Annotated in this window: 19 protein-coding genes and 1 pseudogene; 10 read left to right on the top strand and 10 right to left on the bottom strand. The window is 62.0% G+C overall.

Features of this window, described 5'->3' with window-relative positions:
- Positions 1-31 precede the first annotated feature (31 nt).
- The 5 genes and pseudogenes from ptsP to HBO10_RS05375 form a co-directional block, all read left to right on the top strand.
- Complete coding sequence (gene ptsP / locus HBO10_RS05400) at positions 32-2890, top strand: phosphoenolpyruvate--protein phosphotransferase (RefSeq protein WP_034126264.1); 2859 nt, start codon at positions 32-34, stop codon at positions 2888-2890.
- Entirely contained in the window at positions 2891-3811 is a 921-nt protein-coding gene (pfkB, locus tag HBO10_RS05395; protein WP_034126265.1) for a 1-phosphofructokinase, read from the top strand.
- 11 nt (positions 3812-3822) lie between these two features.
- Positions 3823-5532, top strand: coding sequence for a PTS fructose-like transporter subunit IIB (locus HBO10_RS05390; protein ID WP_034126266.1), 1710 nt, complete (start codon positions 3823-3825; stop codon positions 5530-5532).
- A gap of 205 nt (positions 5533-5737) precedes the next feature.
- Positions 5738-7279 (top strand): alkaline phosphatase D family protein, encoded by a 1542-nt coding sequence (locus HBO10_RS05385; RefSeq protein ID WP_096143135.1) that lies wholly within the window; start codon positions 5738-5740, stop codon positions 7277-7279.
- A gap of 117 nt (positions 7280-7396) precedes the next feature.
- A pseudogene (locus HBO10_RS05375) lies at positions 7397-7756 on the top strand (alkaline phosphatase D family protein); the annotation flags it as partial.
- A 116-nt stretch (positions 7757-7872) separates the two neighbouring features.
- Here the strand turns inward: HBO10_RS05375 and HBO10_RS05370 are convergent.
- Together HBO10_RS05370 and HBO10_RS05365 are read right to left on the bottom strand one after the other, a co-directional pair.
- Entirely contained in the window at positions 7873-10398 is a 2526-nt protein-coding gene (locus HBO10_RS05370) for a sulfite reductase flavoprotein subunit alpha (protein ID WP_034126268.1), read from the bottom strand.
- 123 nt (positions 10399-10521) lie between these two features.
- A complete protein-coding gene (locus HBO10_RS05365; RefSeq protein ID WP_034126269.1) occupies positions 10522-12807 on the bottom strand; it encodes a TonB-dependent siderophore receptor in 2286 nt (761 codons plus the stop codon).
- Between the two features lie 205 nt (positions 12808-13012).
- Here HBO10_RS05365 and HBO10_RS05360 point away from each other — a divergent pair, with 205 nt between their 5' ends.
- Together HBO10_RS05360 and HBO10_RS05355 are read left to right on the top strand one after the other, a co-directional pair.
- Complete coding sequence (locus HBO10_RS05360) at positions 13013-13693, top strand: Fe2+-dependent dioxygenase (RefSeq protein WP_034126270.1); 681 nt, start codon at positions 13013-13015, stop codon at positions 13691-13693.
- A gap of 2 nt (positions 13694-13695) precedes the next feature.
- Positions 13696-14439 carry a tetratricopeptide repeat protein gene (locus HBO10_RS05355; RefSeq protein WP_034126271.1) on the top strand — a complete coding sequence of 248 codons (744 nt, stop codon included), beginning with the start codon at positions 13696-13698 and terminating at the stop codon, positions 14437-14439.
- A 123-nt stretch (positions 14440-14562) separates the two neighbouring features.
- Here the strand turns inward: HBO10_RS05355 and HBO10_RS05350 are convergent, their stop codons facing one another.
- The 5 genes from HBO10_RS05350 to HBO10_RS05330 form a co-directional block, all read right to left on the bottom strand.
- Positions 14563-15726 (bottom strand): type III PLP-dependent enzyme, encoded by a 1164-nt coding sequence (locus HBO10_RS05350; protein WP_014716890.1) that lies wholly within the window; start codon positions 15724-15726, stop codon positions 14563-14565.
- Positions 15727-16173: 447 nt separating this feature from the next.
- The gene (locus HBO10_RS05345; RefSeq protein ID WP_034126272.1) at positions 16174-17331 is read right to left on the bottom strand and encodes an ABC transporter ATP-binding protein; all 1158 of its coding nucleotides are present in this window, start codon (positions 17329-17331) and stop codon (positions 16174-16176) included.
- Positions 17328-17981, bottom strand: a complete 654-nt coding sequence (locus HBO10_RS05340) for an ABC transporter permease (protein ID WP_034126273.1) — start codon at positions 17979-17981, stop codon at positions 17328-17330. The genes HBO10_RS05345 and HBO10_RS05340 overlap by 4 nt, the downstream gene beginning before the upstream one ends.
- 12 nt (positions 17982-17993) lie before the next feature.
- A complete protein-coding gene (locus HBO10_RS05335; RefSeq protein WP_034126274.1) occupies positions 17994-18887 on the bottom strand; it encodes a glycine betaine ABC transporter substrate-binding protein in 894 nt (297 codons plus the stop codon).
- A gap of 20 nt (positions 18888-18907) precedes the next feature.
- Positions 18908-19624, bottom strand: a complete 717-nt coding sequence (locus HBO10_RS05330; protein WP_003188475.1) for an ABC transporter permease — start codon at positions 19622-19624, stop codon at positions 18908-18910.
- Positions 19625-19955: 331 nt separating this feature from the next.
- On the opposite strand from HBO10_RS05330, the gene HBO10_RS05325 reads away from it, so the two are divergent.
- The 3 genes from HBO10_RS05325 to HBO10_RS05315 all read left to right on the top strand — a co-directional run bounded on the left by HBO10_RS05325 (position 19956) and on the right by HBO10_RS05315 (position 22288).
- Entirely contained in the window at positions 19956-21539 is a 1584-nt protein-coding gene (locus tag HBO10_RS05325; protein ID WP_034126275.1) for a peptide chain release factor 3, read from the top strand.
- Positions 21540-21692: 153 nt separating this feature from the next.
- A complete protein-coding gene (locus tag HBO10_RS05320; protein WP_034126276.1) occupies positions 21693-21938 on the top strand; it encodes a hypothetical protein in 246 nt (81 codons plus the stop codon).
- A 95-nt stretch (positions 21939-22033) separates the two neighbouring features.
- Entirely contained in the window at positions 22034-22288 is a 255-nt protein-coding gene (locus tag HBO10_RS05315; protein WP_034126277.1) for a hypothetical protein, read from the top strand.
- Positions 22289-22367: 79 nt separating this feature from the next.
- Here HBO10_RS05315 and HBO10_RS05310 read toward each other — a convergent pair whose 3' ends face one another.
- The 3 genes from HBO10_RS05310 to HBO10_RS05300 all read right to left on the bottom strand — a co-directional run bounded on the left by HBO10_RS05310 (position 22368) and on the right by HBO10_RS05300 (position 26978).
- Complete coding sequence (locus tag HBO10_RS05310; RefSeq protein ID WP_034126278.1) at positions 22368-24626, bottom strand: TonB-dependent siderophore receptor; 2259 nt, start codon at positions 24624-24626, stop codon at positions 22368-22370.
- Positions 24627-25038: 412 nt separating this feature from the next.
- A complete protein-coding gene (locus HBO10_RS05305) occupies positions 25039-26010 on the bottom strand; it encodes a peptide ABC transporter ATP-binding protein (RefSeq protein WP_003188483.1) in 972 nt (323 codons plus the stop codon).
- Positions 26010-26978, bottom strand: coding sequence for an ABC transporter ATP-binding protein (locus HBO10_RS05300; RefSeq protein WP_034126279.1), 969 nt, complete (start codon positions 26976-26978; stop codon positions 26010-26012). Before HBO10_RS05300 ends, HBO10_RS05305 begins: the two co-directional genes overlap by 1 nt.
- Positions 26979-26981: the final 3 nt, after the last annotated feature.

Below are 26981 nucleotides of genomic sequence, written 5' to 3'. Positions count from 1 at the left end.
GTGCGCCTGTCGCACTAACTAGGAGAACGGCATGCTTGAGCTCACTGTAGAGCAGATATCCATGGGCCAGGTGGCTGTGGATAAATCTGCTGCCTTGCACCTGCTCGCTGACAAATTAGTGGCCGATGGCCTGGTTGCCGAAGGTTATCTCAGTGGCTTGCAAGCCCGTGAAGCCCAAGGTTCGACCTTTCTCGGCCAAGGCATTGCTATCCCCCATGGCACGCCAGAAACCCGCGACCAAGTGTTTTCCACCGGTGTGCGCCTGCTGCAGTTCCCCGAAGGGGTGGACTGGGGCGATGGCCAGATCGTCTATCTGGCGATTGGCATCGCGGCTAAATCCGATGAACACCTGCGCCTGTTGCAACTGCTCACCCGTGCCCTCGGTGAAACCGACCTGGGCCAGGCGTTGCGCCGTGCCGGCAGTGCCGAAGCGCTGTTGAAACTGTTGCAAGGCGCGCCCCAGGAACTGGCGCTGGATGCGCAGATGATCAGCCTGGGCGTGTCGGCCGATGATTTTGAAGAGTTGGTGTGGCGCGGTGCGCGCCTGCTGCGCCAGGCCGACTGCGTGAGCAATGGCTTTGCCGCCGTATTGCAGCAAGTCGACGCGCTGCCCCTGGGCGATGGCCTGTGGTGGTTGCACAGCGAGCAGACGGTCAAGCGCCCGGGCCTGGCCTTTGTGACGCCGGACAAACCTATGCGTTACCTCGGCCAGCCCTTGCACGGCCTGTTCTGCCTGGCGAGCCTCGGTGAAGCGCACCAGACCCTGCTTGAACGCCTGTGTGCCTTGCTGATTGAAGGGCGCGGCCACGAGTTGGGACGCGCCACCAGCAGCCGCGCGGTGCTGGAAGTGCTGGGCGGTGAACTGCCGCCGGACTGGCCCAGCGCCCGTATTACCCTGGCCAACGCCCACGGCCTGCACGCGCGCCCGGCCAAGATCCTGGCGCAATTGGCGAAAAGTTTTGACGGCGATATCCGCGTACGCATCGTCGATGGCGCGGTGGGCGCCGTGTCGGTCAAAAGCCTGAGCAAGTTGCTCAGCCTCGGCGCACGTCGTGGCCAGGTGCTGGAGTTTGTGGCCGAGCCGACGGTGGCCGGCGATGCGCTGCCCGCCCTCTTGGCCGCCGTGCAAGAGGGCCTTGGCGAAGAGGTCGAGCCCTTGCCCACGGTGAGCGCACAGCCCGCACAGGTCGATATCGAACCGGTGCTCAGCGCGCCACTGAGCGGTAGCCAACTCCAGGCCATTGCCGCCGCGCCGGGTATCGCGATCGGCCCGGCTCATATCCAGGTGCCGCAGGTGTTCGATTACCCGCTACGGGGTGAATCCGCCGCCGCCGAACGCCAGCGCCTGCACACCGCTTTGAGCGACGTGCGCACGGATATCCAGGGCTTGATCGAGCGTAGCCAGGCCAAGGCCATCCGCGAGATTTTCATTACCCACCAGGAAATGCTCGACGACCCGGAACTGACCGACGAAGTCGACACCCGCCTCAAGCAGGGCGAAAGCGCCGAAGCCGCCTGGATGAGCGTGATCGAAGCCGCCGCCAAGCAACAGGAAGCCTTGCAGGATGCCTTGCTGGCCGAGCGTGCTGCCGACTTGCGTGACATCGGCCGGCGCGTGCTGGCCCAGTTGTGCGGCGTCCAGGGCGTGCAGGAACCGAGCGAGCCCTACATCCTGGTGATGGAAGAGGTCGGCCCTTCGGACGTGGCGCGCCTGGACCCGGCCCGCGTTGCCGGCATTCTCACCGCCCGGGGCGGCGCCACCGCTCACAGCGCCATTGTTGCCCGCGCCCTGGGCATTCCGGCCTTGGTCGGCGCTGGCGCTGCGGTGTTATTGCTCAACGCCGGCACGCCACTGTTGCTCGATGGCCAGCGTGGTCGCCTGCATGTGGACCCCGACGCCGCTATTCTGCAACGGGCCACCGTGGAGCGCGACAGCCGCGAACAGCGCTTGCAAGCCGCATCGGCCCAGCGCCATGAAGCGGCGCTGACCCGTGACGGCCATGCCGTGGAAGTGTTCGCCAACATTGGCGAAAGCGCCGGGGTGGCCAGCGCAGTGGAGCAGGGCGCCGAAGGCATTGGCCTGCTGCGCACCGAACTGATTTTCATGGCCCACCCCCAGGCGCCGGACGAGGCCACTCAGGAGGCCGAATACCGTCGCGTACTCGACGGCCTCAATGGTCGCCCGTTGGTGGTGCGCACCCTAGATGTGGGCGGCGACAAGCCTTTGCCCTATTGGCCGATCGCCGAAGAGGAAAACCCCTTTCTGGGTGTGCGCGGCATTCGCCTGACGTTGCAACGCCCGCAGATCATGGAAGCGCAACTGCGCGCATTGCTGCGTGCAGCAGACAACCGCCCGCTGCGCATCATGTTCCCCATGGTCGGCAGCGTGGATGAGTGGCGCGCCGCCCGGGACATGACCGAGCGCCTGCGCCTGGAGATCCCAGTGGCAGACCTGCAACTGGGGATCATGATCGAAGTGCCCTCAGCCGCGCTGCTGGCGCCGGTCCTCGCCAAGGAAGTCGACTTCTTCAGCGTCGGCACCAACGACCTGACCCAATACACCCTGGCCATCGACCGCGGCCACCCGACCCTGTCGGCCCAGGCCGATGGCTTGCACCCGGCAGTTCTGCAACTGATCGACATCACCGTGCGCGCCGCCCATGCCCACGGCAAATGGGTAGGCGTGTGCGGCGAGTTGGCGGCGGACCCGCTGGCGGTGCCGGTGCTGGTCGGCCTGGGCGTGGATGAGTTGAGCGTGTCGGCCCGCAGCATTCCTGAAGTGAAGGCGCGGGTGCGTGAATTCAGTCTGAGCGAGGCCCAGGGCCTGGCGCAACAAGCACTGGCGGTGGGTTCGCCCGCTGAAGTGCGTGCCCTAGTGGAGGCCGTGTAGATGGCGAATATTCTGACCCTGACGCTGAACCCGGCGTTGGACCTCACGGTACGTCTGGCGCACCTGCAACCCGGTGAGGTCAATCGCAGTGAAGCGATGCTCACCCACGCGGCCGGCAAGGGCGTGAATGTGGCGCAAGTGCTGGCGGACCTGGGCCATTACGTCAGCGTGGGCGGGTTCCTCGGCAGCGCCAACCCCCAGGCTTTCAATGCGCTGATCAAGCGCCGTGGGTTTGGCGATGCCTTCATCCGGGTTCCCGGCGAAACCCGGAGCAACATCAAGATTGCCGAACAGGATGGGCGTGTCACCGACATCAATGCACCGGGGCCGCTGGTGACTGAAGAGGCGCTAAAAGCGCTGCTCAAGATGGTCGCGATCATTGGCCCGGAGTTCGATGCGGTCGTGGTGGCCGGAAGCTTGCCGCGCGGCGTCAGCCCGCAGTGGTTTAAAGGTCTGCTGGAGGCGTTGAAGGACCTCGGTTTGAAAGTCGCCCTGGACACCAGCGGCGAAGCGCTGCGCCTGGGGTTGGAGGTTGGCCCGTGGCTGGTCAAACCCAATACCGAAGAGTTGGCCGAGGCCTTGGGTAACGCCACCGATGCCATCAGCCGCCTGCATCAGCAAGGCGTCGAACATGTGGTGGTCTCCGATGGGGCCGCAGGCGTGACCTGGTACCGCCCGGGTGCGGCGCTGCACGCCACGCCGCCCAAGGTGGCAGTGGCCAGTACCGTGGGCGCCGGCGACTCGCTGCTGGCCGGGATGCTCAACGGTTTGCTCAGTGGCGATACGCCGGAGCACACCTTGCGCCGGGCCACGGCGATTGCCGCGATGGCGGTGACACAGATCGGTTTTGGCATCAGCGATGACGCGCAGTTGGCGCATCTCGAAAGCGGCGTCGATGTGCGCACGCTGACAGAACAATAAGAGGGTTTTTGATGAAGTTAGCCATTGTTACCGCCTGCCCGAACGGCATGGTCACCAGTGTGCTGTGCGCCCGCTTGTTGGACGCCGCCGCCCAGCGCATGGGCTTGCACACCAGTGTTGAAGTCGTCGATGCGCAGCGCCCGGAGCGCCAGTTGTCCCAGGCGACGATTGATGATGCCGAGTGGGTGCTGCTGGTCAGCAGTACCCCGGTGGAGATGCAGCGGTTTGTCGGCAAGCGTGTGTTCCAGAGCACACCGGCCCAGGCGTTGGCGGATGTCGAAGGCGTGCTGCGCCGGGGCGCCGAAGAAGCCCAGATGTATGTCGCCGACGCCGCCCCGGTGGCGGCCAAGGCTGCGCCGCGTATCGTCGCGATTACCGCGTGCCCCACCGGTGTGGCCCACACGTTCATGGCCGCCGAAGCCTTGCAGCAGACTGCTCAGCGCCTGGGTTATGACCTGCAGGTCGAGACCCAAGGTTCGGTGGGCGCCCGCACGCCGTTGAGCCCGCAAGCGATTGCCGATGCCGATGTGGTGTTGCTGGCGGCCGATATCGAGGTGGCCACCGAGCGTTTCGCCGGCAAGAAGATTTACCGCTGTGGCACCGGCATTGCCCTCAAGCAATCCGAAGCCATCCTCAACAAAGCCCTGGCCGAAGGCGCGGTGGAAAGCGCGGCCGGCGGTGCACCGGCCAAGGCGGAGAAAACCGGCGTCTACAAACACCTGCTCACCGGCGTGTCGTATATGTTGCCGATGGTGGTGGCGGGGGGGTTGCTGATCGCCTTGTCGTTTGTGTTCGGCATCCATGCTTTCGAGCAGCCCGGCACCTTGGCTGCGGCGCTCAAATCCGTGGGTGACCAGGCGTTCCTGTTGATGGTGCCGTTGCTGGCGGGCTACATCGCCTACTCGATTGCCGACCGTCCTGGCCTTGCGCCCGGCATGATCGGCGGGCTGCTGGCGGGGACGCTGGGGGCTGGGTTTATCGGCGGCATCCTGGCCGGCTTCGTCGCCGGGTATTGCGTCAAGCTGATCAGCCGCGCAGTGCAACTGCCCCAGAGCCTGGAAGCGCTCAAGCCGATCCTGATCATCCCGTTACTGGCGAGCCTGTTTACCGGGCTTGTGATGATCTACCTGGTGGGCCCACCGGTCGCCCGCTTGCTCACGGGCCTGACGGATTTCCTCAGCACCATGGGCACCACCAACGCGGTGCTGCTGGGCATTCTGCTCGGCGGCATGATGTGCGTGGACTTGGGCGGGCCGATCAACAAGGCGGCCTATGCGTTCTCGGTTGGCCTGCTGGCCGCGTCGAGCGGCGCGCCGATGGCCGCGACCATGGCCGCCGGCATGGTGCCGCCGATTGGCATGGGCATCGCCACGTTGCTGGCCCGGCGCAAGTTCGCCCAGACCGAGCGCGAGGCCGGCAAGGCGGCGATGATCCTGGGGCTGTGCTTTATCTCCGAAGGCGCGATTCCCTTCGCCGCCAAAGACCCGCTGCGCGTCATCCCCGCCAGCATCGCCGGTGGCGCGTTGACCGGTGCGCTGTCGATGTACTTCGGCTGCAAACTCGCCGCGCCCCATGGCGGGTTGTTTGTGTTGGTGATTCCGAATGCGATGAACCATGCGTTGTTGTATTTGTTGGCGATTGTGGCGGGCAGTGTGTTGACCGGCTTGGTGTATGCCGTGCTCAAGCGACCGGAAGCGGCCGAGCTGGCCGTGACTGCCTGACCAGTAAAAGTGTGGGGGCAAGCCCAAATACCCTGTAGGAGCGAGCTTGCTCGCGAAGAACTCGCAGGCGCCGCGTTCATTCAGCAAGCCCGCGTGATCGTTGACGTTTTTCGCGAGCAAGCTCGCTCCTACAGTTGTAGCCTGTCATCTGCGCTTCATCCCATCATGCTTTAGTGGCCCTTTTGATACTCAAGAGGGCACCTCCATGAGCCATTTCGATCTCGGTCGCCGCCGCGTGATGCAAGCTGTGGGCGCTGGCCTGCTGTTGCCGGGCCTGGCGCCTGCGGTGATCGCTTCGGTGAAGGACCGACCGCAACTCACTGACGGCGTGCAATCGGGCGACCTGCAGGGCGATCGCGCAATGATCTGGAGCCGCAGTGACCGCCCGGCGAAGATGGTAGTGGAGTGGGATACCCGCAGCGTGTTCAGCAACCCGCGCCGATTCGTCTCGCCCCTGGCCGACAGCCGCACCGACTTTACCGCCCGTGTCGAGCTCACCGGGCTGCCGGTTGATCAGGCGATTTTCTACCGCGTGCATTTCGAAGACGCCCAGACCGGCATTGCCAGTGAACCCTGGTTCGGGCACCTGCGTAGCGTGCCGCAACAGCGGCGTGATATCCGTTTTGTGTGGAGCGGCGACACCGTCGGCCAAGGCTTCGGCATCAACCCGGACATCGGTGGCATGCGCATCTATGAAGCCATGCGCCTGCGCCTGCCAGACTTTTTTATCCACAGCGGCGACACCATCTATGCCGACGGCCCGGTCCCCGCGCAGCTCACCACTGAAGGCGGGCGCATCTGGCGCAACATTACCACTGAAGCCAAAAGCAAAGTCGCGGAAACCCTCGATGAATATCGCGGTAATTACCGCTACAACCTGCTGGATGAAAACGTGCGCCGCTTCAATGCCGAGGTACCGCAGATCTGGCAGTGGGACGATCACGAGGTGATCAACAACTGGTCATCGAGCAAGCAGTTGGATGAGCGTTACCAGACCCGCGACATCAATACCTTGGTGGGCCGTGCCCGCCAGGCCTGGCTGGAATATTCACCCATGCGCCGACAGAGCGCCGACGGTGGCGGGCGCATTTATCGCAAGCTCAGTTATGGGCCGCTGCTGGATGTGTTTGTGTTGGATATGCGCAGCTATCGCGGGCCGAATGACGACAACCTGGGCGCTGAAAAACCCTTCCTTGGTCGTGAACAGTTGGACTGGCTCAAGCGCGGGCTCAAGGCATCGCAAGCGCAGTGGAAGGTGGTAGCCGCCGACATGCCTATCGGCCTGGGCGTGCCCGACGGTGAGGTCAGCCCCGGCGTGGCGCGTTGGGAAGCGATCGCCAATGGCGACCCTGGCCCGGCGCAAGGGCGTGAGCTGGAGATCGCCGAACTGCTAGGGTTCCTGCATGAGCACAAGGTGCGCAACCACCTGTGGCTGACGGCCGATGTGCATTACTGTGCGGCGCATCACTATCACCCTGACCGCGCGGCGTTCCAGGATTTCGAGCCGTTCTGGGAGTTTGTGGCGGGGCCGTTGAATGCCGGGAGTTTCGGGCCCAACCCACTGGATAAAACCTTTGGCCCGCAGGTGGTATTCCAAAAGGCGCCACCGGCACAGAACACCTCGCCGTTTGCGGGTTTTCAGTTTTTTGGTGAAGTGCAGATTGATGGGCAGACGGCGGAGTTGACGGTGACGCTGCGCGATCTCGATGGAATCTCGGTGTTCGAGCAAAAGCTGCAACCGGCCTGATCGTTCCCACGCTCTGCGTGGGAACGCATCCTGTGACGCTCCGCGTCACGCCGTCAAGAGCGGACGCGGAGCGTCCAGGGCGGCATTCCCACGCGGAGCGTGGGAACGATCAAATAACTGCTAGGGTTCCTGCATGAGCACAAGGTGCGCAACCACCTGTGGCTGACGGCCGATGTGCATTACTGTGCGGCGCATCACTATCATCCTGACGGCGCGGCGTTCCAGGATTTCGAGCCGTTCTGGGAGTTTGTGGCGGGGCCGTTGAATGCCGGGAGTTTCGGGCCCAACCCACTGGATAAAACCTTTGGCCCGCACGTGGTATTCCAGAAGGCGCCACCGGCACAGAACACCTCGCCGTTTGCGGGCTTTCAGTTTTTTGGTGAAGTGCAGATTGATGGGCAGACGGCGGAGTTGACGGTGATGCTGCGCGATCGCGATGGAGTCTCGGTGTTCGAGCAAAAGCTGCAACCGGCCTGATCGTTCCCACGCTCTGCGTGGGAGCGCATCCTGTGACGCTCCGCGTCACGCCGTCAAGAGCGGACGCGGAGCGTCCAGGGAGGCATTCCTACGCGGAGCGTGGGAACGATCAAATATCAATAGACATCCCTGCGATAGCGACCCTGTTCGATCAGGCGCTCCAGCGCCTCATTGCCCAAGATGTCTTTCAGTGCCTGATCCACCCCCGTCGCCATCCCCTGCAAGCTGCCACACACATAAATCGCTGCGCCGTCCGCGAGCCATTTGCGCAGCACATCCGCTGACTCGCGCAGGCGATCCTGTACGTAGATCTTATCCTCTTGATCGCGGGAAAATGCCAGGTCCAGCAGGGCCAGGTCTCCACTGGCGAGCCAGCCTTGCAGTTCGTCCTGGCACAGGTAGTCGTGGGCGATATTGCGCTCGCCGAACAGCAGCCAGTTTCGCTGCTGGCCGTCGGCAATGCGTGCTTTGAGCAAGCTGCGCAGGCCCGCAAGCCCGGTGCCGTTGCCCAGCAGAATCAGCGGCACAGGCGCGTCGGGCAAATGGAAGCCGCTGTTGCGCCGCAGACGCAGGCTGATGGCCGAGCCGAGGGCGGCGTGTTCAGTCAGCCAGCCGGAGCCAAGCCCCAGGCTGCCGTCGGGGTGGCGCTCCTGGCGCACAATCAGCTCCAGCACGCCGTCGCTGGCAATCGAGGCGATGGAGTATTCGCGCATGCCCAGGGGGACCAGCGCATCCACCAATGCCTGGGCGTGCAGGCCGACCAGGTGCGTGCGGTTTTCCGGCAGTTGGCGCGTGGCCAGGGCCTGATCAAGGGTGTGGGCGACGCCGTCGATCACCACACCGTCGCTGCCGACCAAGCCCAGGCCGGCCAGGAAGTGTTCGATGGCCCAGGGGCAATTGCGCGGCAGGACTTCCACCAGGTCGCCGGCCAGCCAGCTGTGCGCAGACGTGGATGTGAGGCCCAGCAGGTAGACGGGCGAGCCGACACTGTCGGGGTTGAGCAGGGTGCGTTGGCTCAGGGTCCAGTTTTCGTACTGGGCCGTCGGCCAGGCCGCTGCCGGCGCATGCCCGGTGAGCTGGCCCAGTTGCTGTTGCCAGGTCTGCAGCGCCAGTGTATCGCCGCTGTCGACTTCCACCGGGGCAAACAGCGGGGTGCCGCCCTGGTTGGTCAGCCAGAAATGCAGGCGCCGGGCAAAGCCGCAAAAATGTTCGTACTGCCGGTCACCCAGGGCCAGCACCGAGTAGTTCAAGCCTTTGAGGGATAGCGCCTGGCCGAGCACGCTACGCTCGAAACCTCGGGCGCTGTCGGGCGCTTCGCCGTCGCCAAAAGTACTGACCACGAACAGCGCGTTCTGCGATTGGCTGAGGTCGTCGCGGCTGACACTGCCCAGGGGCTGCACCTTCACCGCCAGGCCCGCAGCCTGCAGTTGCCCGGCCGTTTGCCAGGCCAGTTGTTCGGCAAAGCCGCTCTGGCTGGCGAAGCCGATCAGCCAGGCCGGGGCATCGCTGTGGTTATCTGTCAGACCTTTGCGGGCATCGCGGACCTGGCGCTTTTTGCGGCGTCGGTCGAGGTACAGCAGCCAGCCCGTGATGAAAAACAGCGGCATAAGCAGTGAGCTGACGGTGAGGACGATGCGCCCGACCAGGCCGAAATAGCTGCCGGTGTGCAGCGCATACACGCTCGTCAGCAACTGCGCCTTGAGGCTTTTGCTGGCGTAGCGCTCGTGAGATTTGACCTCGCCAGTGGCCGGGTCCAGGTTGATCTGGTTCAGCGCACGGTCATGAGGCGATGAAGTGAGCAGGTAATACACGGTGGCCGGTTGCCCGGCGACCGCGGGCATCCGAATGTTGTAGGCGCTCAAGTCGGGGCCGGCGTTGCTGTAGATGCTGCTCCAGATCGCGTCGTAGTTGGCCACCGGAGCCGGGCCTGCGGGGGCTGGGCCGCGCTTGCGCATGCGCTCGTTCTGCGGCGCGTCGGACAGCAGTTTGGTCACGCCACGGTTGTACCAGTCGTACGACCAATACAGCCCGGTCAGCGCCGCCAACAGATAAAACAGCAGGCACCAGGTGCCGAATACCGAGTGCAGGTCCCAATTGAAGCTGCGGCCCTTTTTGCGCCAGTCCAGGGTCAGCCAGACACGCCAGCTTTTCACCTGGCGCGGCCAGCGCAGGTACAGGCCGGAGAGGCAGAAGAACAGCAGGATCAGGGTGCAGGCGCCGGTGATGTTGCGCCCGGTGTCGCCGATGGCGAGGAAGCGGTGCAGTTGCAGGATAAAACCGAACAGGTCCTGGCCGACCGCGTCGCCCATGTAGTCGCCGGTGTACGGGTCAAAGTAGCGCATCTGGCCACGGCGCTCGCCAGGCGGCGGGGTGAAGGACACGCGGCCGGCGTTGCCGCTCTCGCTTTCTACCCACAGCATGGCCACGGTCTTGCCTTCGGCCGCTTCCAATTTGCGTACCAGCTCGGCGGGCGGCAGTACACCGGCCTCGCGTTTCTGCACGCTCAACACGGTGGGGTTGAGCGCCCGCAGGATCTCGTCCTGGAACGAGTACGCGGCCCCGGTGACCCCCATCAAGGCCAGCACCAGCCCGGCCGTGATGCCGAAGAACCAATGCAACTGGAACAGGGTTTTCTTCAACACGTCGGAGCGCCTCGCTTAGCTGGATATCTGATCACGGCGCGCATTATGCCGTGAGTTGCCGGGAAACACGCAAAAGCCCCACGCATCCGATGTGTGGGGCTCCTGGCTGAACCTTGACCGCTTTTAGAAGTGGAAGCTGGTGGTCAACAATGCCGTACGACCGGCCGCCTGGTTGGCGAAATGCGTGGAGAAGGCCTTGTCGTAGTAGGTCTTGTCGGTCAGGTTCTGCACGTTCAGTTGCAGGTCGACGTTCTTGGTCAGCTTGTAGCTGGCCATGGCGTCATAGCGGGTGTAGGAGGGTACATACACCGTGTTGCCGACATCACCGTAAACCTCATCGACGTAGAAGGCGCCGCCGCCGACGGTCAGCTTGGGCGTGATGTCGTAGGTGGTCCACAGGCTGAAGGAGTTCTTCGGCGTGTTGGGCATTTGGTTGCCTTTGTTGGAGCCGGCACTGACTACGCCGTTACGCCCGTTGAGGCCGGATTTGACCAGTTCGCTGTCCAGATAGCTGTATCCCGCAAACACCTGCCATTGATCGGTGATTTTGCCGCTGGCGGACAACTCGATGCCGTCGACCTGAGATTCCCCGGCGTTCTGGTAGGTGAGCGCATCCACCAGGATGCGGGTGTTTTTCTTCTCGGTGCGGAACACGGCTGCGGTCAGGGACAGGCGGTCGTGGAACAGGTCCCACTTGGTGCCCAGTTCGTAGTTGACGGTTTCTTCTGGCTGCAAGTCGCTGGTGGCGGCACCGGCAGACAGCGGGTTGCCGTCGGATCCTTCGCCTACCAGGCCACCGGCTGGCGTGGCCGATGTGGCGTAAGAGGCGTAGATGCTGGCGTTCTCCACCGGCTTCCACACCAGGCCGGCCTGCCAGTTGAAGAACTGGCTGTCGTCCTTGATCTTGGTGCGCCCGGCGACGGCGTTGGTGTTGGCTTCGGTGTCAAAGGTGTCGTAGCGCAACCCCACGTTCAGCAGCCATTTAGGATCGAGCTCGATGGTGTCGAACACGTACGCGGCGCGGCTGGTGGCCTTGGTGTTGGTACCGTTGTAGTTGCGCGCGATGCTGCCGTTCCAGGCGTCGTCGGGGTTCGGGTTGCTCAGTGAGGTGCACTGGCCGCCCAGGCTGCCCTTGGCCGTTGTGCACACCGGGTTGGCGTTAGGGCTGACGGTGTAGCCGCTGACACGGGTTTCTTCGCCGGTAAATTCCAGGCCGGTGGAGTAAGTGTGCTTGAAGCCCAAGGCCTGAAAGCTGCCAAACAGATCGGTCTGGTTGGTGGTTGTGGTCGTGGTGGAGACACGGCTGTTGGCGCGACGCCAGACAGTGCCGTAGCGGTTGACGTTGAACTTGCTGTCATCCGGCTGAGTGAGCACATAGTCCTGGCCGGTGCTGCCGTGGCGCAGGGTGTTCTTGAGCGTCATGTTGTCGTTCAAGTCGTGTTCGATGGAGAACGTGCTGATGTCCGCACGGGTCTTGCGGAAGTCACGGCTTTTCAAACCGTAGAAGTTGTTGCTGTCGCCGCCGTCGTTGGGTTTGTCATGCACGTGGGCTGTGGCGGTCGACGAACCGTAGCCGTAGGGAATCCCCGAATCCGGCAGGTCATCACTTTCCATATGGTAGTAGCTGAGGTTGACACGGGTCGGTGTGCCCAAGCCGAAAGTCAGCGACGGCGCCACGCCCCAACGGTCGTAATTCACCGCGTCGCGGCCGGCCACGTTTTGTTCATGGCTCATCAGGTTCAGGCGGAATGCCGCGCTGTCGTCCAGGAACTGGCGGTTCACGTCGAGCACGTAGCGGCGGGTCTGGTCGGAGCCGTAGGTAAAGCCACCGTTGGTGAAGTCCCGCGCTTGCGGGGTCTTGCTCACCAGGTTGAGGCTGCCACCGGCCGAGCCACGGCCGCCGAACGAGGAGTTCGGGCCTTTGCTGACTTCGATGGATTCGATGTCGAAGATCTCGCGGCTCTGGCCACCGGTATCGCGTACGCCATCGAGGTAGGTATCGCCCTGGGCGTCGAAACCACGGATGAACGGGCGGTCGCCCTGAGGGTTGCCACCTTCACCGGCGCCGAAGGTGATACCCGGTACGGTGCGCAAGGCGTCCTGCAGCGAGGTGGCGGCGGTGTCCTTGAGTACTTGTTGCGGCACCACAGTGACCGAGCGCGGCGTGTCCACCAGCGGCGCGGTGTACTTCTGCGATGAGGCTTTCTCTACCTGGTAGGAGGTGTTGTCCTGCTCTTGGCCGGTGATGTTGGTGGCGCCGAGGGAGATAGGGTTGCGCTCGCCTGTTGGCTCGGTATTTTCAGCGGCCTGTGCCAGGTGGGCGGCGGAGCCGGCACTCAGGGCAACGCCAATGGCGGAGGCCAGCATGCGTGGCGAACTGGCCGGTATTTTTAGAATAGTGCGCGACATGACGTGTCCCTTCCCCAAGGATGTGAGGCCGCGGAATATAGGGCCAACAAGACTTTGTATCAATTGCGAGATATTGCTATTCGCATCAAATTTACATTCTTTACACTTTTTTGTTACGGATTTTGCGCTCTCGTTCGTCCCTGTGTTTTACAGAGAGGATAAGAATCAATACCATTGACGCCTCTCTGATCCCAGGTATTGCCCCATGTTGCTGCACATTCCCGGCCTGTTCTCTCGCGAGGAGGTGCTGCGCATTCGCCAGGCCCTGGAAGAGACCGAATGGGCTGACGGCAAAATCACCGCCGGTCACCAGTCGGCCAAGGCCAAGCACAACCTGCAATTGCCTGAAGGTCACCCGTTGGCCAAGGAAATTGGCGCAGCCATGCTGGAGCGGTTGTGGAGCAACCCGCTGTTCATGTCGGCCGCGCTGCCGCATAAAGTCTTCCCGCCACTGCTCAACTGCTACACCGCTGGCGGCAGTTTTGACTTTCATATCGACAATGCGGTGCGCCAGCCCAAAGGCAGCCACGAGCGCGTGCGCACCGACCTGTCGTCCACGCTGTTCTTCAGCGATCCCGACGAGTACGACGGCGGCGAACTGGAGATCCAGGACACCTTCGGCCTGCAGCGGGTCAAGCTACCCGCCGGCGACATGGTGCTGTACCCCGGCTCCAGCCTGCACAAAGTCAACGCGGTGACCCGTGGCGCGCGTTATGCCTCGTTCTTCTGGACCCAAAGCCTGGTGCGCGAAGACAGCCAGCGCACCCTGCTGTTCGAGATGGACGGCGCGATCCAGCAACTGACCCGCGACGTCCCCGACCACCCTGCGTTGATCCAGCTCACCGGCACCTACCACAACCTGTTGCGCCGCTGGGTCGAGGTCTGAGCATGGGTTTTTTATTGCGCCGCGAAGAAGTGCTCAACGTTGCACAATTGCAGAGCATGCTCGATGACTCCCCGGTGCGCGCCGCCCAGGCCATCCTGATCGCCGCCAAGGCAGGTGTGGCCGAGGCCCAGGCCCTGCTCGGGCAAATCTTGCTGGAAGGGCGCGGTATTGCCCGCGATGAGGCCCTGGCGCTGCGCTGGTTCCAGATTGCGGCGCAGGGCGGGCACCTGATGGCGCGCAATATGATCGGGCGTTGCCGGGAGCATGGCTGGGGCTGCGCTGTCGATGAGGCCGCCGCAGCACGGGAATATCGCCTGGCGGCACACGCCGGGTTGGATTGGGGGCAGTACAACTACGCCAACCTCTTGGCTACCGGCCGTGGCGTTGTTGAAGACCAGGCGCAAGCACTGGCGCTGTATCGCCAGGCTGCCGAACAGGGCCATGCCAAGTCGATGAACCTGCTCGGGCGTTACCTGGAAGACGGGCAGCATTGCCCCAAGGATGTTGAGGCGGCCGTTGAGTGGTACCGCCGCTCAGCCGAGGCAGGTGATTTTCGTGGGCAGTTCAGCCATGCGGCGGTGCTGGCCGACAGCGGCCAGATCGACGCGGCGCTGGAATGGTTGCGCAAGGCGCTGGCAGGCGGGAATCTCAAGTTTCTGCAAACGGCACACAAGGCGCTGGCACGGGCGGATGACCCGCGAATTCGCGCCATGGCCAAGTTGTACCGGCAACGAGCTACGAGCTGATCGTACCCCCACGCTCCGCGTGGGAATGCCGCCCTGGACGCTCCGCGTCCGCACTTGAGCGCATAACGCAGAGCGTCACAGGAGGCGTTCCCCCGCAGAGCGTGGGAACGAGCGGGGGAGGGGTTAAACGTAGAAGGATTTCAGCGGCGGAAACCCATTGAACTCAACCGCGCTGTAGCTGGTGGTGTAGGCACCGGTCGACAACCAGTACAGACGATCACCAATGGCCAGGTTCAATGGCAGGCCGTACTTGTAGTTTTCGTACATGATGTCGGCGCTGTCGCAGGTCGGGCCAGCGATGACCACTTCTTCCATCTCGCCTTTCTTCTCGGTCCAGATCGGGAACTTGATGGCTTCGTCCATGGTTTCGATCAGGCCGGAGAACTTGCCCACATCCGTGTACACCCAGCGCTCGACGGCGGTACGGGACTTGCGCGCCACCAGCACCACTTCGCTGACCAGGATACCGGCGTTGGCGATCAACGAACGGCCTGGTTCCAGGATGATTTCCGGCAGGTCGTCCCCGAAGTCTTCCTTGAGGAAGCGGATGATTTCTTCAGCGTAGGTTTCCAGGCTGTTGGTGCGGGTGATGTAGTTGGCCGGGAAGCCGCCGCCCATGTTGATCAGCTTCAGGTGGATGCCGTCTTCTTCTTTGAGGCGTTCGAAGATCACCTTGACCTTGGCGATGGCCGCGTCCCACACGCTGATGTCGCGCTGTTGCGAGCCGACGTGGAACGAGATGCCGTAAGGCACCAGGCCCAGGTCGCGGGCGAGGATCAGCAGGTCCATGGCCATGTCGGTCTGGCAGCCGAATTTGCGCGACAACGGCCAGTCAGCAGTGGTCGAGCCTTCGGTGAGGATACGCACATACACTTTCGAACCCGGCGCGGCCTTGGCGATGTTGCGCAGGTCGGCTTCGGAGTCGGTAGAGAACAGGCGCACGCCCTTCTCATAGAAGTAGCGGATGTCCTTGGATTTCTTGATGGTGTTGCCGTAGCTGATACGGTCGGCGCTGACGCCGCGGTCCATGACCTTGTCCAGCTCGTAGATCGAAGCGATGTCGAAGCTCGAACCCTTGTCTTTCAACAGGTCGATGATCTCGACGGCCGGGTTGGCCTTGACCGCGTAATACACCTTGGCGAATTCGAAACCGGCGCGCAGGTCATCGTAGGCCTGGCTGATCATCGCGGTGTCGATCACCACGAACGGGGTTTCTTGCTTGTCGGCGAACGCCTTCATTTTGTCAAAAGTGGCGCGCGCGAAATAATCTTCGACGTTGATCGACATGCTGGGGACTCCTAGGGGCAAACAGTAGTAATCAATGGGTGCAAATGAACGTCCTCCGTATCCCCACTTTGGTTCGCCTACTTCCCAAGGCATGTCGCCGAAAGCAAAAAGGCCATGGGATCAACCGCTTCCCTTGGCCTTGCTGTCTCGTCGTCAGTACTTGAGCCGGATGGATCGTTTCCAGCATGGACGTTCGGCGCGAACTTTAGGGCTTGGCGGGCGTGGGATCAACTAAAAATGTCGCGTTTTTGCACGCGTTCGTCGCGCGGCCGCGTGCAGCTACTTATGTAACCGACCGGTGTGACGGATTGATGTTCCCCGGATGGGGCCAATCAGGTGGATTTGCGGTGTATTCATCGCAGGCAAGCCAGCTCCCACAGGGGAATGCATTCCAACATAAGAATGCAGTTCAAATGTGGGAGCTGGCTTGCCTGCGATAGCGGCGGATCAGACCAGCGCGGTCTCGGCTGGAGACACGATACTGGTCTTGCCCCCACGCGATTTGCCAGAGCTCAGGTACTCGGCAATCGACTCCTGGGTCACCTCACCCAAGAACACCCGCTCCGCATCCATCACCGGCAGCCACGAACGGTTGAACTCGTACATGCGCGACAGCAGGATGCGCAAATGCTCGTCATACGCTGCCGTGGCGTTGAACTCGCGCAGGTACTGGCCGCAGGTGCCGGCCTGGCGGTGCAGGTCGCGACGGCGTACGTAGCCCAGCGCCTTGTTCTCCGAACAGGTGACCACCACATAGCGGCGGTCGTGCTCGTCCATCAATTCCAGCGCATCGGCCACGGGTGTTTCCGGGCTCACCGACGGGGCGTTGTCCGCCGCGTCTTCTGCTTTTACCAGCAGCAGGCGCTTGAGGGTGCTGTCCTGGCCCACGAAATTGCTGACGAACTCGTCGGCCGGGTGCGCCAGCAGCGTGTCCGGGTGGTCGATCTGCAGCAGCTTGCCGGCGCGGAAGATGGCGATCTTGTCACCCAGCTTGATGGCTTCGTCGATGTCGTGGCTGACCATGATCACGGTCTTGTTCAGCGCGCGCTGCATCTCGAAGAATTCGTTCTGGATCATCTCGCGGTTGATCGGGTCAACCGCGCCGAACGGCTCGTCCATCAGTAGCAGCGGCGCATCCGCCGCCAGGGCGCGGATCACACCGATGCGCTGTTGCTGGCCACCGGACAATTCACGCGGGTAGCGATGCAGGTACTGCTTGGGCTCCAGCTTGATCATGCTCATCAACTCGCGGGCGCGGTCGTGGCATTTCTGCTTGTCCCAGCCGAGCAGCTTGGGCACCACCACGATGTTCTCTTCGATGGTCATGTTGGGGAACAGGCCGATCTGCTGGATCACGTAGCCGATGTTGCGACGCAGGGTCACCTCGTCGAGGTCGGTGGTGTCTTCGCCGTTGATCAAAATCTTGCCCGAGGAGGGCTTGATCAGTCGGTTGATCATTTTCAGCGTAGTGCTCTTACCGCAGCCCGAGGGCCCCAGGAACACGCAAATCTCGCCTTCGTTGACGGTCAGGCTCACATCGTTGACGGCGGTGACGGTCTTGCCGTTGCTTTGAAAAGTCTTGGACAGGTTTTGAAGTTCGATCATTTGAGCAATCCTTTTGGAGTCAGCGAGCGTTGCAGCCATTGCAGAAGCAAGTCGGCGAAGATGGCCAAGAGACTGACCAGCACGGCGCCGACGATCAGCATCGACATATCGCTGCGGCTGATGGAAGCCAGAATAAGTACACCCAGGCCGCCGGCACCGATGGTGGCGGCGATGGTCATCACACCGATATTCATCACCACGGCGGTACGCACGCCAGCGAGAATCACCGGCACCGCAATCGGCAGTTCGACCATGCGCAGGCGCTGGCCGAAGGTCATGCCGATGCCGAGTGCGGCTTCGCGAATGCCTGGCTCAACGCCGGTGAGGGCCAGGTAGGTGTTACGCATGATTGGCAGCAGGGAGTAAAGGAACACGGCGGTGATCGCCGGCATTGGCCCCAGGCCCTGGCCAAACTTGGAGTAGAACGGCAGCAGCAGGCCGAACAGCGCGATGGATGGCACGGTCAGCAACACTGTGGCGCTGGCTTGCAACGGGCCGGCCAGGGTCGGGAAGCGCGTCATCAGAATGCCCAGGGGCACGCCGATGAAGATCGCGAGGATCACGGCGATGCCGACCAGGGTAATGTGCTGCCAGGTCAGGTGCAGGACCTGGGCCCAATCAAGATGGGAAAAGGCGTTCAAAAATTCCATGTCTTCTCCTTTTTAGTTGATTGGATGTTGGCGCAGGAAATCGGCGGCAACGGCGGACGGGCTTTCATGGTCGACGTCGACCCGTGCATTGAGCTGACGCATGGTTTCATCGTCGAACAGGTTGGCCAAAGGCTTGAGTTCGGCGGCCAGCTGCGGGTGTTTGTCGAGGTATTCCTGGCGGATCACCGGGGCTGCGGTGTAGTCGGGGAAGTAGTGCTTGTCGTCTTCGAGCAGCTTCAACTTGAACGCGTTCAGGCGGCCGTCGGTGGTATAGACCAGTCCGGCAAACACCTGGCCATTACGCAGGGCGGTGTAGACCAGGCCCGCGTCCATCTGCCGGGTGTTGTTGCGCGTCAGGTTCATGTCGTACAGCTTGACCATGCCCGCCAGGCCGTCGGAGCGGTTGGCGAACTCGGTGTCCAGGGCGACCAGGCGGTGCTCTTTGGTGTCTTCGGCCATGGCTTTGGTGAGATCGCTGATGCTGTTGATCTCGGGATGTTCCTCGGCAACTTTCTCCGGCAGCGCCAGTGCGTAGGTGTTGCTGAAACGCGACGGCGACAGCCAGACCAAGCCTTTTTTCGCATCGAGTTCTTTGACCCGAGCGTAGGACTGTTCGCTGTCGAGTTTCTCGTCGATATGGTTGTAGGCCACCAGCGACACGCCGGTGTATTCCCAGATCAGATCCAGTTGCCCGCTTTCCTGGGCACTGCGCGCCAGGTTGCTGCCCAGGCCGCCGGTTACACGGGCGTCGTAGCCCTTGGTGCGCAGGTACTGGGAGGTGATTTCGGCGAGCAGGGTTTGCTCGGTGAACACCCGGGCGCCAATGCGGATCACGGGTTTTTCAGCGGCTTGCGCAATACCTGCAAACAGCAGGGCGCAGCCTAATATCAAGCTCAGCTTTTTCATGTGATTTCCTTTACCGGGCCTTAAGACGGGCGCAACCCGCGTTCCAGCCAGAGGCGGCTGGCCATGGTCACCAGGCCATCAAGCAGCAATGCCAGCAGCGCGGTACACGCGGCGCCGAGCAACAGTTGCGGCTGGTTGTTCAGGGCGATGCCAGGGAAAATCAGGCTGCCCAGGCTGTTGGCGCCAATCAGGAACGCCAGCGGTGCGGTACCGACGTTGATCGCCAGGGCCACGCGTACACCGCCGATGATGATCGGCACGGCGTTGGGCAGCTCCACGCGAAACAGCACCTGGCGCGGGGTCATGCCGATGCCGGTGGCGGCTTCCTTGAGGGAGCCCTGAACGTTTTTCAGGCCTTCGTAGGTGTTACGCACGATGGGCAGGAGCGAGGCGAGGAATAGCGCGAAGATGGCCGGGCCGCTGCCGATGCCGAGGACGCCGAGGGCGATGGCCAGTACGGCCAGGGGAGGGACGGTGTTGCCGATGTTGAAGATCTGCATGAAACGTTCTGCGCGTCCGACCATGTTGGGTCGGCTGAGCAGGATACCGGCGGGGATGCCCACAATCAGGGCCGCCAGCATGGAGACTAAAACCAGAATCAGATGAGCTTGCAGGTAAAACAACAAATCGTCGCGGTACAGTTCGATCGTGTTGATGCCGATCCAGTGGACCAGCAGGGCCAGGAGAGCGACGACAACCACTGCTCCTATCAGCCCTTTGCCATAGCGAATAGCCACAGGCGGACTCCTTTTTTTCTTTTGTCGGCGAACACATTTCCGAGCGGCAATGCCATTCCTGGCTGCCTCTGATGAGTTCGCGAAAAGCAGCTCGCCGATACTGGCAATGCAGTATGCGATCGAGCCATAAGCGCAGCCTCGTCAGGCTAACTTGCTGATTTTTCAGCCCCTGTTCCGAGTGCGGTAGCAGGGGAGTGGACGTCTCGACCTTTTAAAAGGTTCCACACTTGGGCGCATTTAGCCACCCCCAATGGGCTCAACGGTGGTCCGTACCCTCGCGTTTGCGCTATACTCGCCGCCCTTTTTTGACTCACCTGCCAGGCGATTTCCCATGACCCACCAGGCCGCCGAAGTCGCGAAACGCCGCACTTTCGCCATTATTTCCCACCCCGATGCCGGTAAAACCACCATCACCGAAAAGCTGTTGCTGATGGGCAAGGCGATCGCGGTAGCCGGCACGGTGAAATCGCGCAAATCCGACCGCCATGCCACCTCCGACTGGATGGAAATGGAAAAGCAACGGGGTATTTCCATTACCACGTCGGTCATGCAGTTCCCCTATCGCGAGCACATGATCAACCTGCTCGACACCCCAGGGCACGAAGACTTCTCCGAAGATACCTACCGCACCCTCACCGCGGTGGACTCGGCGCTGATGGTCCTCGACGGCGGTAAAGGCGTCGAGCCACGTACCATCGCGCTGATGGACGTGTGCCGTCTGCGTGACACGCCGATTGTCAGTTTCATCAACAAACTCGACCGCGATATCCGCGACCCCATCGAGCTGCTGGATGAAATCGAAGCCGTCCTGAAGATCAAGGCCGCGCCGATCACCTGGCCGATTGGTTGCTACCGCGACTTCAAGGGCGTGTACCACCTGGCCGACGACTACATCATTGTCTACACCGCCGGCCACGGCCATGAACGCACCGAAACCAAGATCATTGAAAAACTCGACTCCGACGAAGCCCGCGCCCACTTGGGTGACGAGTACGACCGTTTCGTCGACCAACTGGAACTGGTGCAGGGCGCCTGCCATGAGTTCAACCAGCAGGAGTTCCTCGACGGCCAGTTGACCCCGGTGTTCTTCGGTACCGCCCTGGGCAACTTCGGCGTCGACCACGTACTCGACGCCGTCGTGGACTGGGCCCCGCGCCCGCTGGCCCGCGTCGCCAACGAGCGCACCGTGGAGCCGGTGGAAGAGAAATTCACCGGCTTCGTGTTCAAGATCCAGGCGAACATGGACCCCAAGCACCGCGACCGTATCGCCTTCATGCGTATCTGCTCCGGCCGCTACGAAAAAGGCATGAAGATGCGCCACGTGCGCACCGGCAAGGACGTACGCATCGGCGACGCCCTGACGTTCTTCTCCTCCGAGCGTGAACAGCTCGAAGAAGCCTACGCCGGCGACATCATCGGTTTGCATAACCACGGCACCATCCAGATCGGCGACACCTTCACCGAAGGCGAAGCGCTGGGCTTCACCGGTATCCCGCACTTCGCCCCGGAACTGTTCCGCCGCGTGCGCCTGCGTGATCCGCTCAAATCCAAGCAACTGCGCCAGGGCTTGCAGCAATTGGCCGAAGAGGGCGCCACCCAGGTGTTCTTCCCCGAGCGCAGCAACGACATCATCCTCGGCGCGGTGGGTGTGCTGCAGTTCGACGTGGTCGCCAGCCGCTTGAAAGAGGAATACAAGGTGGAGTGCTCCTACGAGCCGATCACCGTGTATTCGGCGCGCTGGATTGATTGCAGCGATAAGAAGAAGTTGGAAGAGTTCTCCAACAAGGCCGTGGAAAACCTGGCGATCGACGGCGGTGGTCACCTGACCTACCTGGCCCCGACCCGGGTCAACCTGGCGCTGATGGAAGAGCGTTGGCCGGATGTGAAATTCCGCGCGACCCGCGAACACCACTAAGGCCTGGGCGGGTGAAAGAGGGGCGAAGCTGTGATGGCTTCGCCCCTTTTTATTGGCTTCAACTACCCTGGGTCTGGTCTCTATAAGGTTGGAAATTGGCGATAACCCTGCATTGGGTCTAGCTTTCACACAGTGACTGTGAAGGAGAGCACCGTGCGAAATGTTCGATTCGCCATCCATCTGGTGTTGCTGGCAAGCCTGGGAGCGACGACCTTTCCGACTTTTGCCGATACCGGCACGCCCCAATGGAAAGACACCGGTCCGGTCAGCAAAAAAAAGGCCAACGAGGTCAACTCCGGCAGTTGGCAGCCCCAGGTCCAACCGGCGCCCAAGGAGGATCAGGAGAACCCCTATAACGAAGGGGAAGCCAGCGATACCTATGACGACGGCGAGACCTGAAGCCTGGCGTAAATCCAGAATCGCGACTAGCGTCAACGCGGGTGGCGGCAAGTTATTGCCGGCAGAGTTCATCTATTGACTGGACGGAATCGACCATGGGTATTGTTCAACGCGTAGTGCTATTGATGAAGGTGCTGGTGCTGTTGTGGTTGGGGATGTCGACGGCCTGGGCGCACGCCCCGGTGCATGGCCCAGAGATGGTGGCGAGTAGCCAGATTTCGGACTTGCAGTTGGCCAAGTCCGAAGCGGAGCCAGGCGATAAAGGCCAGGGTGGCAGCGAAGACGATGACGACTCGACCACCGACGAGCCTGACAGCGACGACGCAGACGAAGGCGATAGCCAGACGTAGGCTCGCCAAGGGGGAGCGTTTCAAACAATCAGTGCCTTGGAAGGGACCCCCAAGGCATTTTTATTGGCCGCCCTTTTCTTCAGAACGAAGTGGTCACCGACGCGAAGTAAGCACGGCCCGGCTCGTTGTAAGTCTGCGCGCCCGCATCCTCGGCGTTGCCTTTGCGCGACAGGCGCTTGTCCAGCAGGTTGTTGATACCCACCCGCACGCTAAGGTTTTTGCTGAACTCATAGCCGCTGCTCAGGCCCATCAACCCGTACGGGTCGACGTCCTGCTGGGCGCTGCGATCGTAACGGCTGGCGCTGCGTGAGTTGAGCGTCGGTGCTTCTTGTTTGCCGTAATAGGTGCCGCTGACCTGGAATGACAGCTTGTCAGTGGCTTGCCAGTCCAGCGTGGTGTTAACGGTGTACTTGGGGATGATGCTCAAGGGCTCGCCTGTGTCTTTGTCCTTGGAGTCGATCATATAGGTCAGGTTGGTGTTCAAGTCCAAATCATCGCGCAGGCTGACGAACAGGTTGCCTTCAACGCCCTGTACCAAGGCTGGGCCGCTGTTTTCCCACTCCAATACACGTCGGCCGTTGCCCAGACGGAACGCCGCCTCGTTACTGGCGTTGATCTTGTTCTTGTAGTCATTACGGAAATACGTCGCACTGGTGCGCCAGGTGCCCTTGTCGAAAGCCAGGCCGATTTCCTTGTTGACACTGATTTCCGGCTTCAGGTCCCGGTTGCCCACCAGATAGCAACCGCCCATGTTGGCTTCGCTGGCGTTGCAGCCATTACCACGGCTGTAGAGCAAATAGTTCGGGTTGGACTGGTACAGGTTGGGGGTTTTGTAGGCGCGGGCAATGCCGCCCTTGATGCTCAGTTCGTCGGTCAACTGGTGCGAGGCATTGAAGCTGGGGCTCCAGTTGCCGCCGTATTCCTCATGATCGTCGAAGCGCATGCCAGGCGTGATGACGGTTTTGCTGCCCAACTCGATGTTGTTCTCGGCAAACAAGGCGTAGCTCGAGGCGGTGGTCTTGGTGCTGTTGCGGCTGACGCCCGGGATGGCGGGTACGCCGCCGGTGCCCGGGTCATAGCTTTGCGGGCGCAACGAGCCTGGGTCGTTCATCGACTCGTAGAGGTATTCGCTGCCCAGGGTTAGCACCTGTTCGGCACCGACGCTCAGGGGCAGGTTGACCTCGGCAGTGGCCCGGGTGTTGCGCAATCGCGACTCGAAACGACCAGCGCTGGCGGAGGGCGCGCCTTCGCCGGAACCAGCCAGGCCTTCGTTGAGACGTTCGTTGCGAGTCAGGTCGTGGGTCAACGAGGCCAGGGTCGAACCCCAATCGAACTCGCCGCGGTGCGTGGCTGAAAAGCTGCTGCGCTGAATCACACTGGTTTCCTTGCCCACCAGGCTTTCCACGAATGCGCCACCGCCGTTGAGCATGGTGTCACCGGCGAAAATATTGCCCTGGCGGCTGTAGCTGGCCTCCAGGTCGAGGGTTTGCTCAGGAGTGAACTGCCAGCTCAGCAAACCATTCACATCTTTATTGCGCACGCCTTCGCGGCCGGCCACCAGCGAGTCCGGGGTCGCCTGCGCTGCGCGGTTGATGTCGGCGTCATCGGCATCGGTCTTGTTCAGGCCGCCATAGACGCGGAACGCCAGGGTGTCGGTCAACGGGCCGCTGAGGTTGAAGTTGGTGCGTTTGCTCGCGCCTTCGGCATCGTTTTCGGGGAAGGCGGTGTAGGCGGTCAGCGAGCCGTGCAGTTGGTCGGTGGGGCGTTTGGTGATGATGTTGATCACCCCGCCCATGGCGCCGGAGCCATAACGGGCAGCAGCCGGGCCGCGCAGGATTTCAATGCGTTCGACTTCTTCGGCCGGTACCCAGTTGGTTTCGCCACGGGTATCACGGTCGCCACTCCAGCCATAACGCACGGCGTTGCGCGAGGTCGACGGTTTGCCATCGATCAGAATCAGGGTGTTTTCCGGGCCCATGCCCCGCAGGTCGATCTGACGGTTATTGCCACGGCTGCCGCTGGAACTGTTGCCGGTCAGGTTCACGCCCGGCTCGCGACGGATGATCTCCGACAGGTCGTTGGTGGGCGGGCGCTTCTTGATGTCTTCGGCAGTGATGATCGACACGCCGGGCGCTTGCTTGAGTTCTTCGGCGGCGGTGCCCAGCACGTGCGTCTCGCCCAGCACCAGAGCTTGGGGCGTGCCGTCCAATGGCAGGTCTGTCGCTTCGATCGGCACCTTGTCGCGTTCTTTTTCCACACTCTGCGCCAGCAGCGCGGGGGACGAAAGGGTAGCGATAAACGCCAGCGATAGATGGCTGAGCCTGAATTGAGACGACATGTCCACAAAGTCCTTTAGGAGGGGCGATTGAACGAGAGTCGTCTGAATTTTTTCCTGCATCCAGCGCTCTCCATGCGCCGTAATGGTATTGATTCTCAAACAGAAGTAAATTGCATTTACAATCTATACACTTTCCTTAAGGCTCTGGCTCAATGTTTTCAAGGCTGTCGACAGTGAAGGGCGCGGTTTAATCGGTATGTTCTTTGTTACAAACGCGCAAAAAAAAGCCCCTCCGGCCAGACTGATGCGCAATCTGGCGGGAAGGGCGATGGAACTCATTGAAACCGCGGCCCCTGTAGGAGCGAGCTTGCTCGCGAAGAACGTATGAACACCGCGTTAAACCAGACTACCCGCGTTATCGTTGACGTCTTTCGCGAGCAAGCTCGCTCCTACAGGAGGAGGTTGTGTTGCTTCAGGCCACGAATTGCTCCGCGTAGTGGCAAGCCACCTGCCGGTTATCCAAAGGACGCAACAGCGGCTCTTCACTGCTGCAACGCGCCGTCGCATACGGGCAACGCTTGTGGAACGCGCAGCCAGGCGGCGGGTTCAGTGGGTTGGGCAGTTCGCCGACGATCTTGATCTTTGGCTTGCTCGGGTCCGGGTGAATGGTCGGCGTGGCCGACAGCAGCGCCTGGGTGTAAGGGTGCAGCGGACGTGCGTAGATGTCTTCCTTGGGCCCCACCTCAACCGGGCGGCCGAGGTACATCACCATCACATCGTCAGCCACGTGCTGCACCACCGCCAGGTTGTGGGAGATGAATACGTAGGCGGTGTTGAATTCCTGCTGCAAATCCATGAACAGGTTGAGCACCTGCGCCTGGATCGACACGTCCAGCGCCGAGGTCGGTTCGTCCGCCACCAGCACTTTGGGTTGCAGCATCATGGCGCGGGCCAACGCGATGCGCTGGCGCTGGCCGCCGGAGAACATGTGCGGGTAGCGCTGATAATGCTCAGGGCGCAGACCCACTTGCTTCATCATCGCCTGCACTTTCTCGCGGCGTTCGGCGGCGGACAGGTTGGTGTTGATCAGCAGCGGTTCGGCCAGTTGATCACCGACTTTCTGGCGTGGGTTCAGCGAGGCATAGGGGCTCTGGAACACCATCTGCACGTCTTTGCGCAATTGCTTGCGCTGGGCCTTGTCGGCGCCGGCCACTTCTTGCCCGGCGATTTTCAACGAGCCCGACGAGGGCTCTTCAATCAGCGTGAGGGCGCGGGCCAGGGTGGATTTGCCACAGCCCGACTCGCCTACCACGGCGAGGGTTTTGCCGGCTTCCAGCTCAAAAGACACACCATTGAGGGCACGCACGGTGGCATGACCCTTGAACAGGCCGCGGGACACTTCGTAGTGACGGGTGAGGTCGCGGGCGGTAAGTACGACGGCCATTACGCCACCTCCTGGTTCAGCGGGTAGAAGCAGCGGGCAAGGCTGTGGCTTTTAGGATCAAGGCCCGGCCGCTGGGCGCGGCAGGAGTCCTGCACGTACGGGCAGCGCGGCGACAGCAGGCAACCCTGCGGACGGTCGTAGCGGCCGGGCACGATGCCCGGCAACGTGGCCAGGCGCGTTGCGCCGAGGCTGTGCTCGGGAATGGCCTTGAGCAACGCTTCGCTGTACGGGTGTGCCGGAATGTCGAACAGCTGCGGCACCTGGCCGACTTCCACCGCCTGGCCTGCGTACATCACGCACACGCGCTGGGCGGTTTCGGCAACCACCGCGAGGTCGTGAGTGATCAGCACCAGGCCCATGTTCTGCTCTTTTTGCAGGGCCAGCAGCAGTTCCATGATCTGCGCCTGGATGGTCACGTCCAACGCAGTGGTCGGTTCATCGGCGATCAGCAACTTGGGCTCACCGGCAATCGCCATGGCGATTGCCACGCGTTGGCTCATACCACCGGACAATTGATGCGGGTAGGCATCCATTCGGCTGGCAGCGCCTGGGATCTCGACCTTTTCCAGCAGCTCGATGGCGCGTTTGCGTGCTTGTTTGCCGGACATTTTCAAATGCAGGCGCAGCACTTCCTCGATCTGGAAACCCACGGTGTAGCTGGGGTTCAACGCGGTCATCGGGTCCTGGAACACCATCGCCAGGTCTTTGCCGACAATCTGGCGGCGCTGGCGGTTGCTCAACTTGAGCATGTCCTTGCCGTCGAAGTTCAGCGCATCGGCGGTGACGATGCCGGGATGCTCGATCAGGCCCATCAGCGCCATCATGGTCACGGATTTACCCGAACCCGACTCGCCAACGATCGCCAGGACTTCGCCTTTGTCGACGGAAATGTCGAGGCCATCGACCACCGGCACGGCGGTCTTGTCGCCGAAGCGCACGTTGAGATTCTTGATTTCTAACAGTGACATGGG

The organism is Pseudomonas sp. WS 5503, assembly GCF_012985385.1.
GTDB classification, from domain to species: domain Bacteria; phylum Pseudomonadota; class Gammaproteobacteria; order Pseudomonadales; family Pseudomonadaceae; genus Aquipseudomonas; species Aquipseudomonas paracarnis.
Note: the sequence above shows the minus strand (reverse complement) of the source record. Positions and strands in the feature narration are given on the sequence as shown.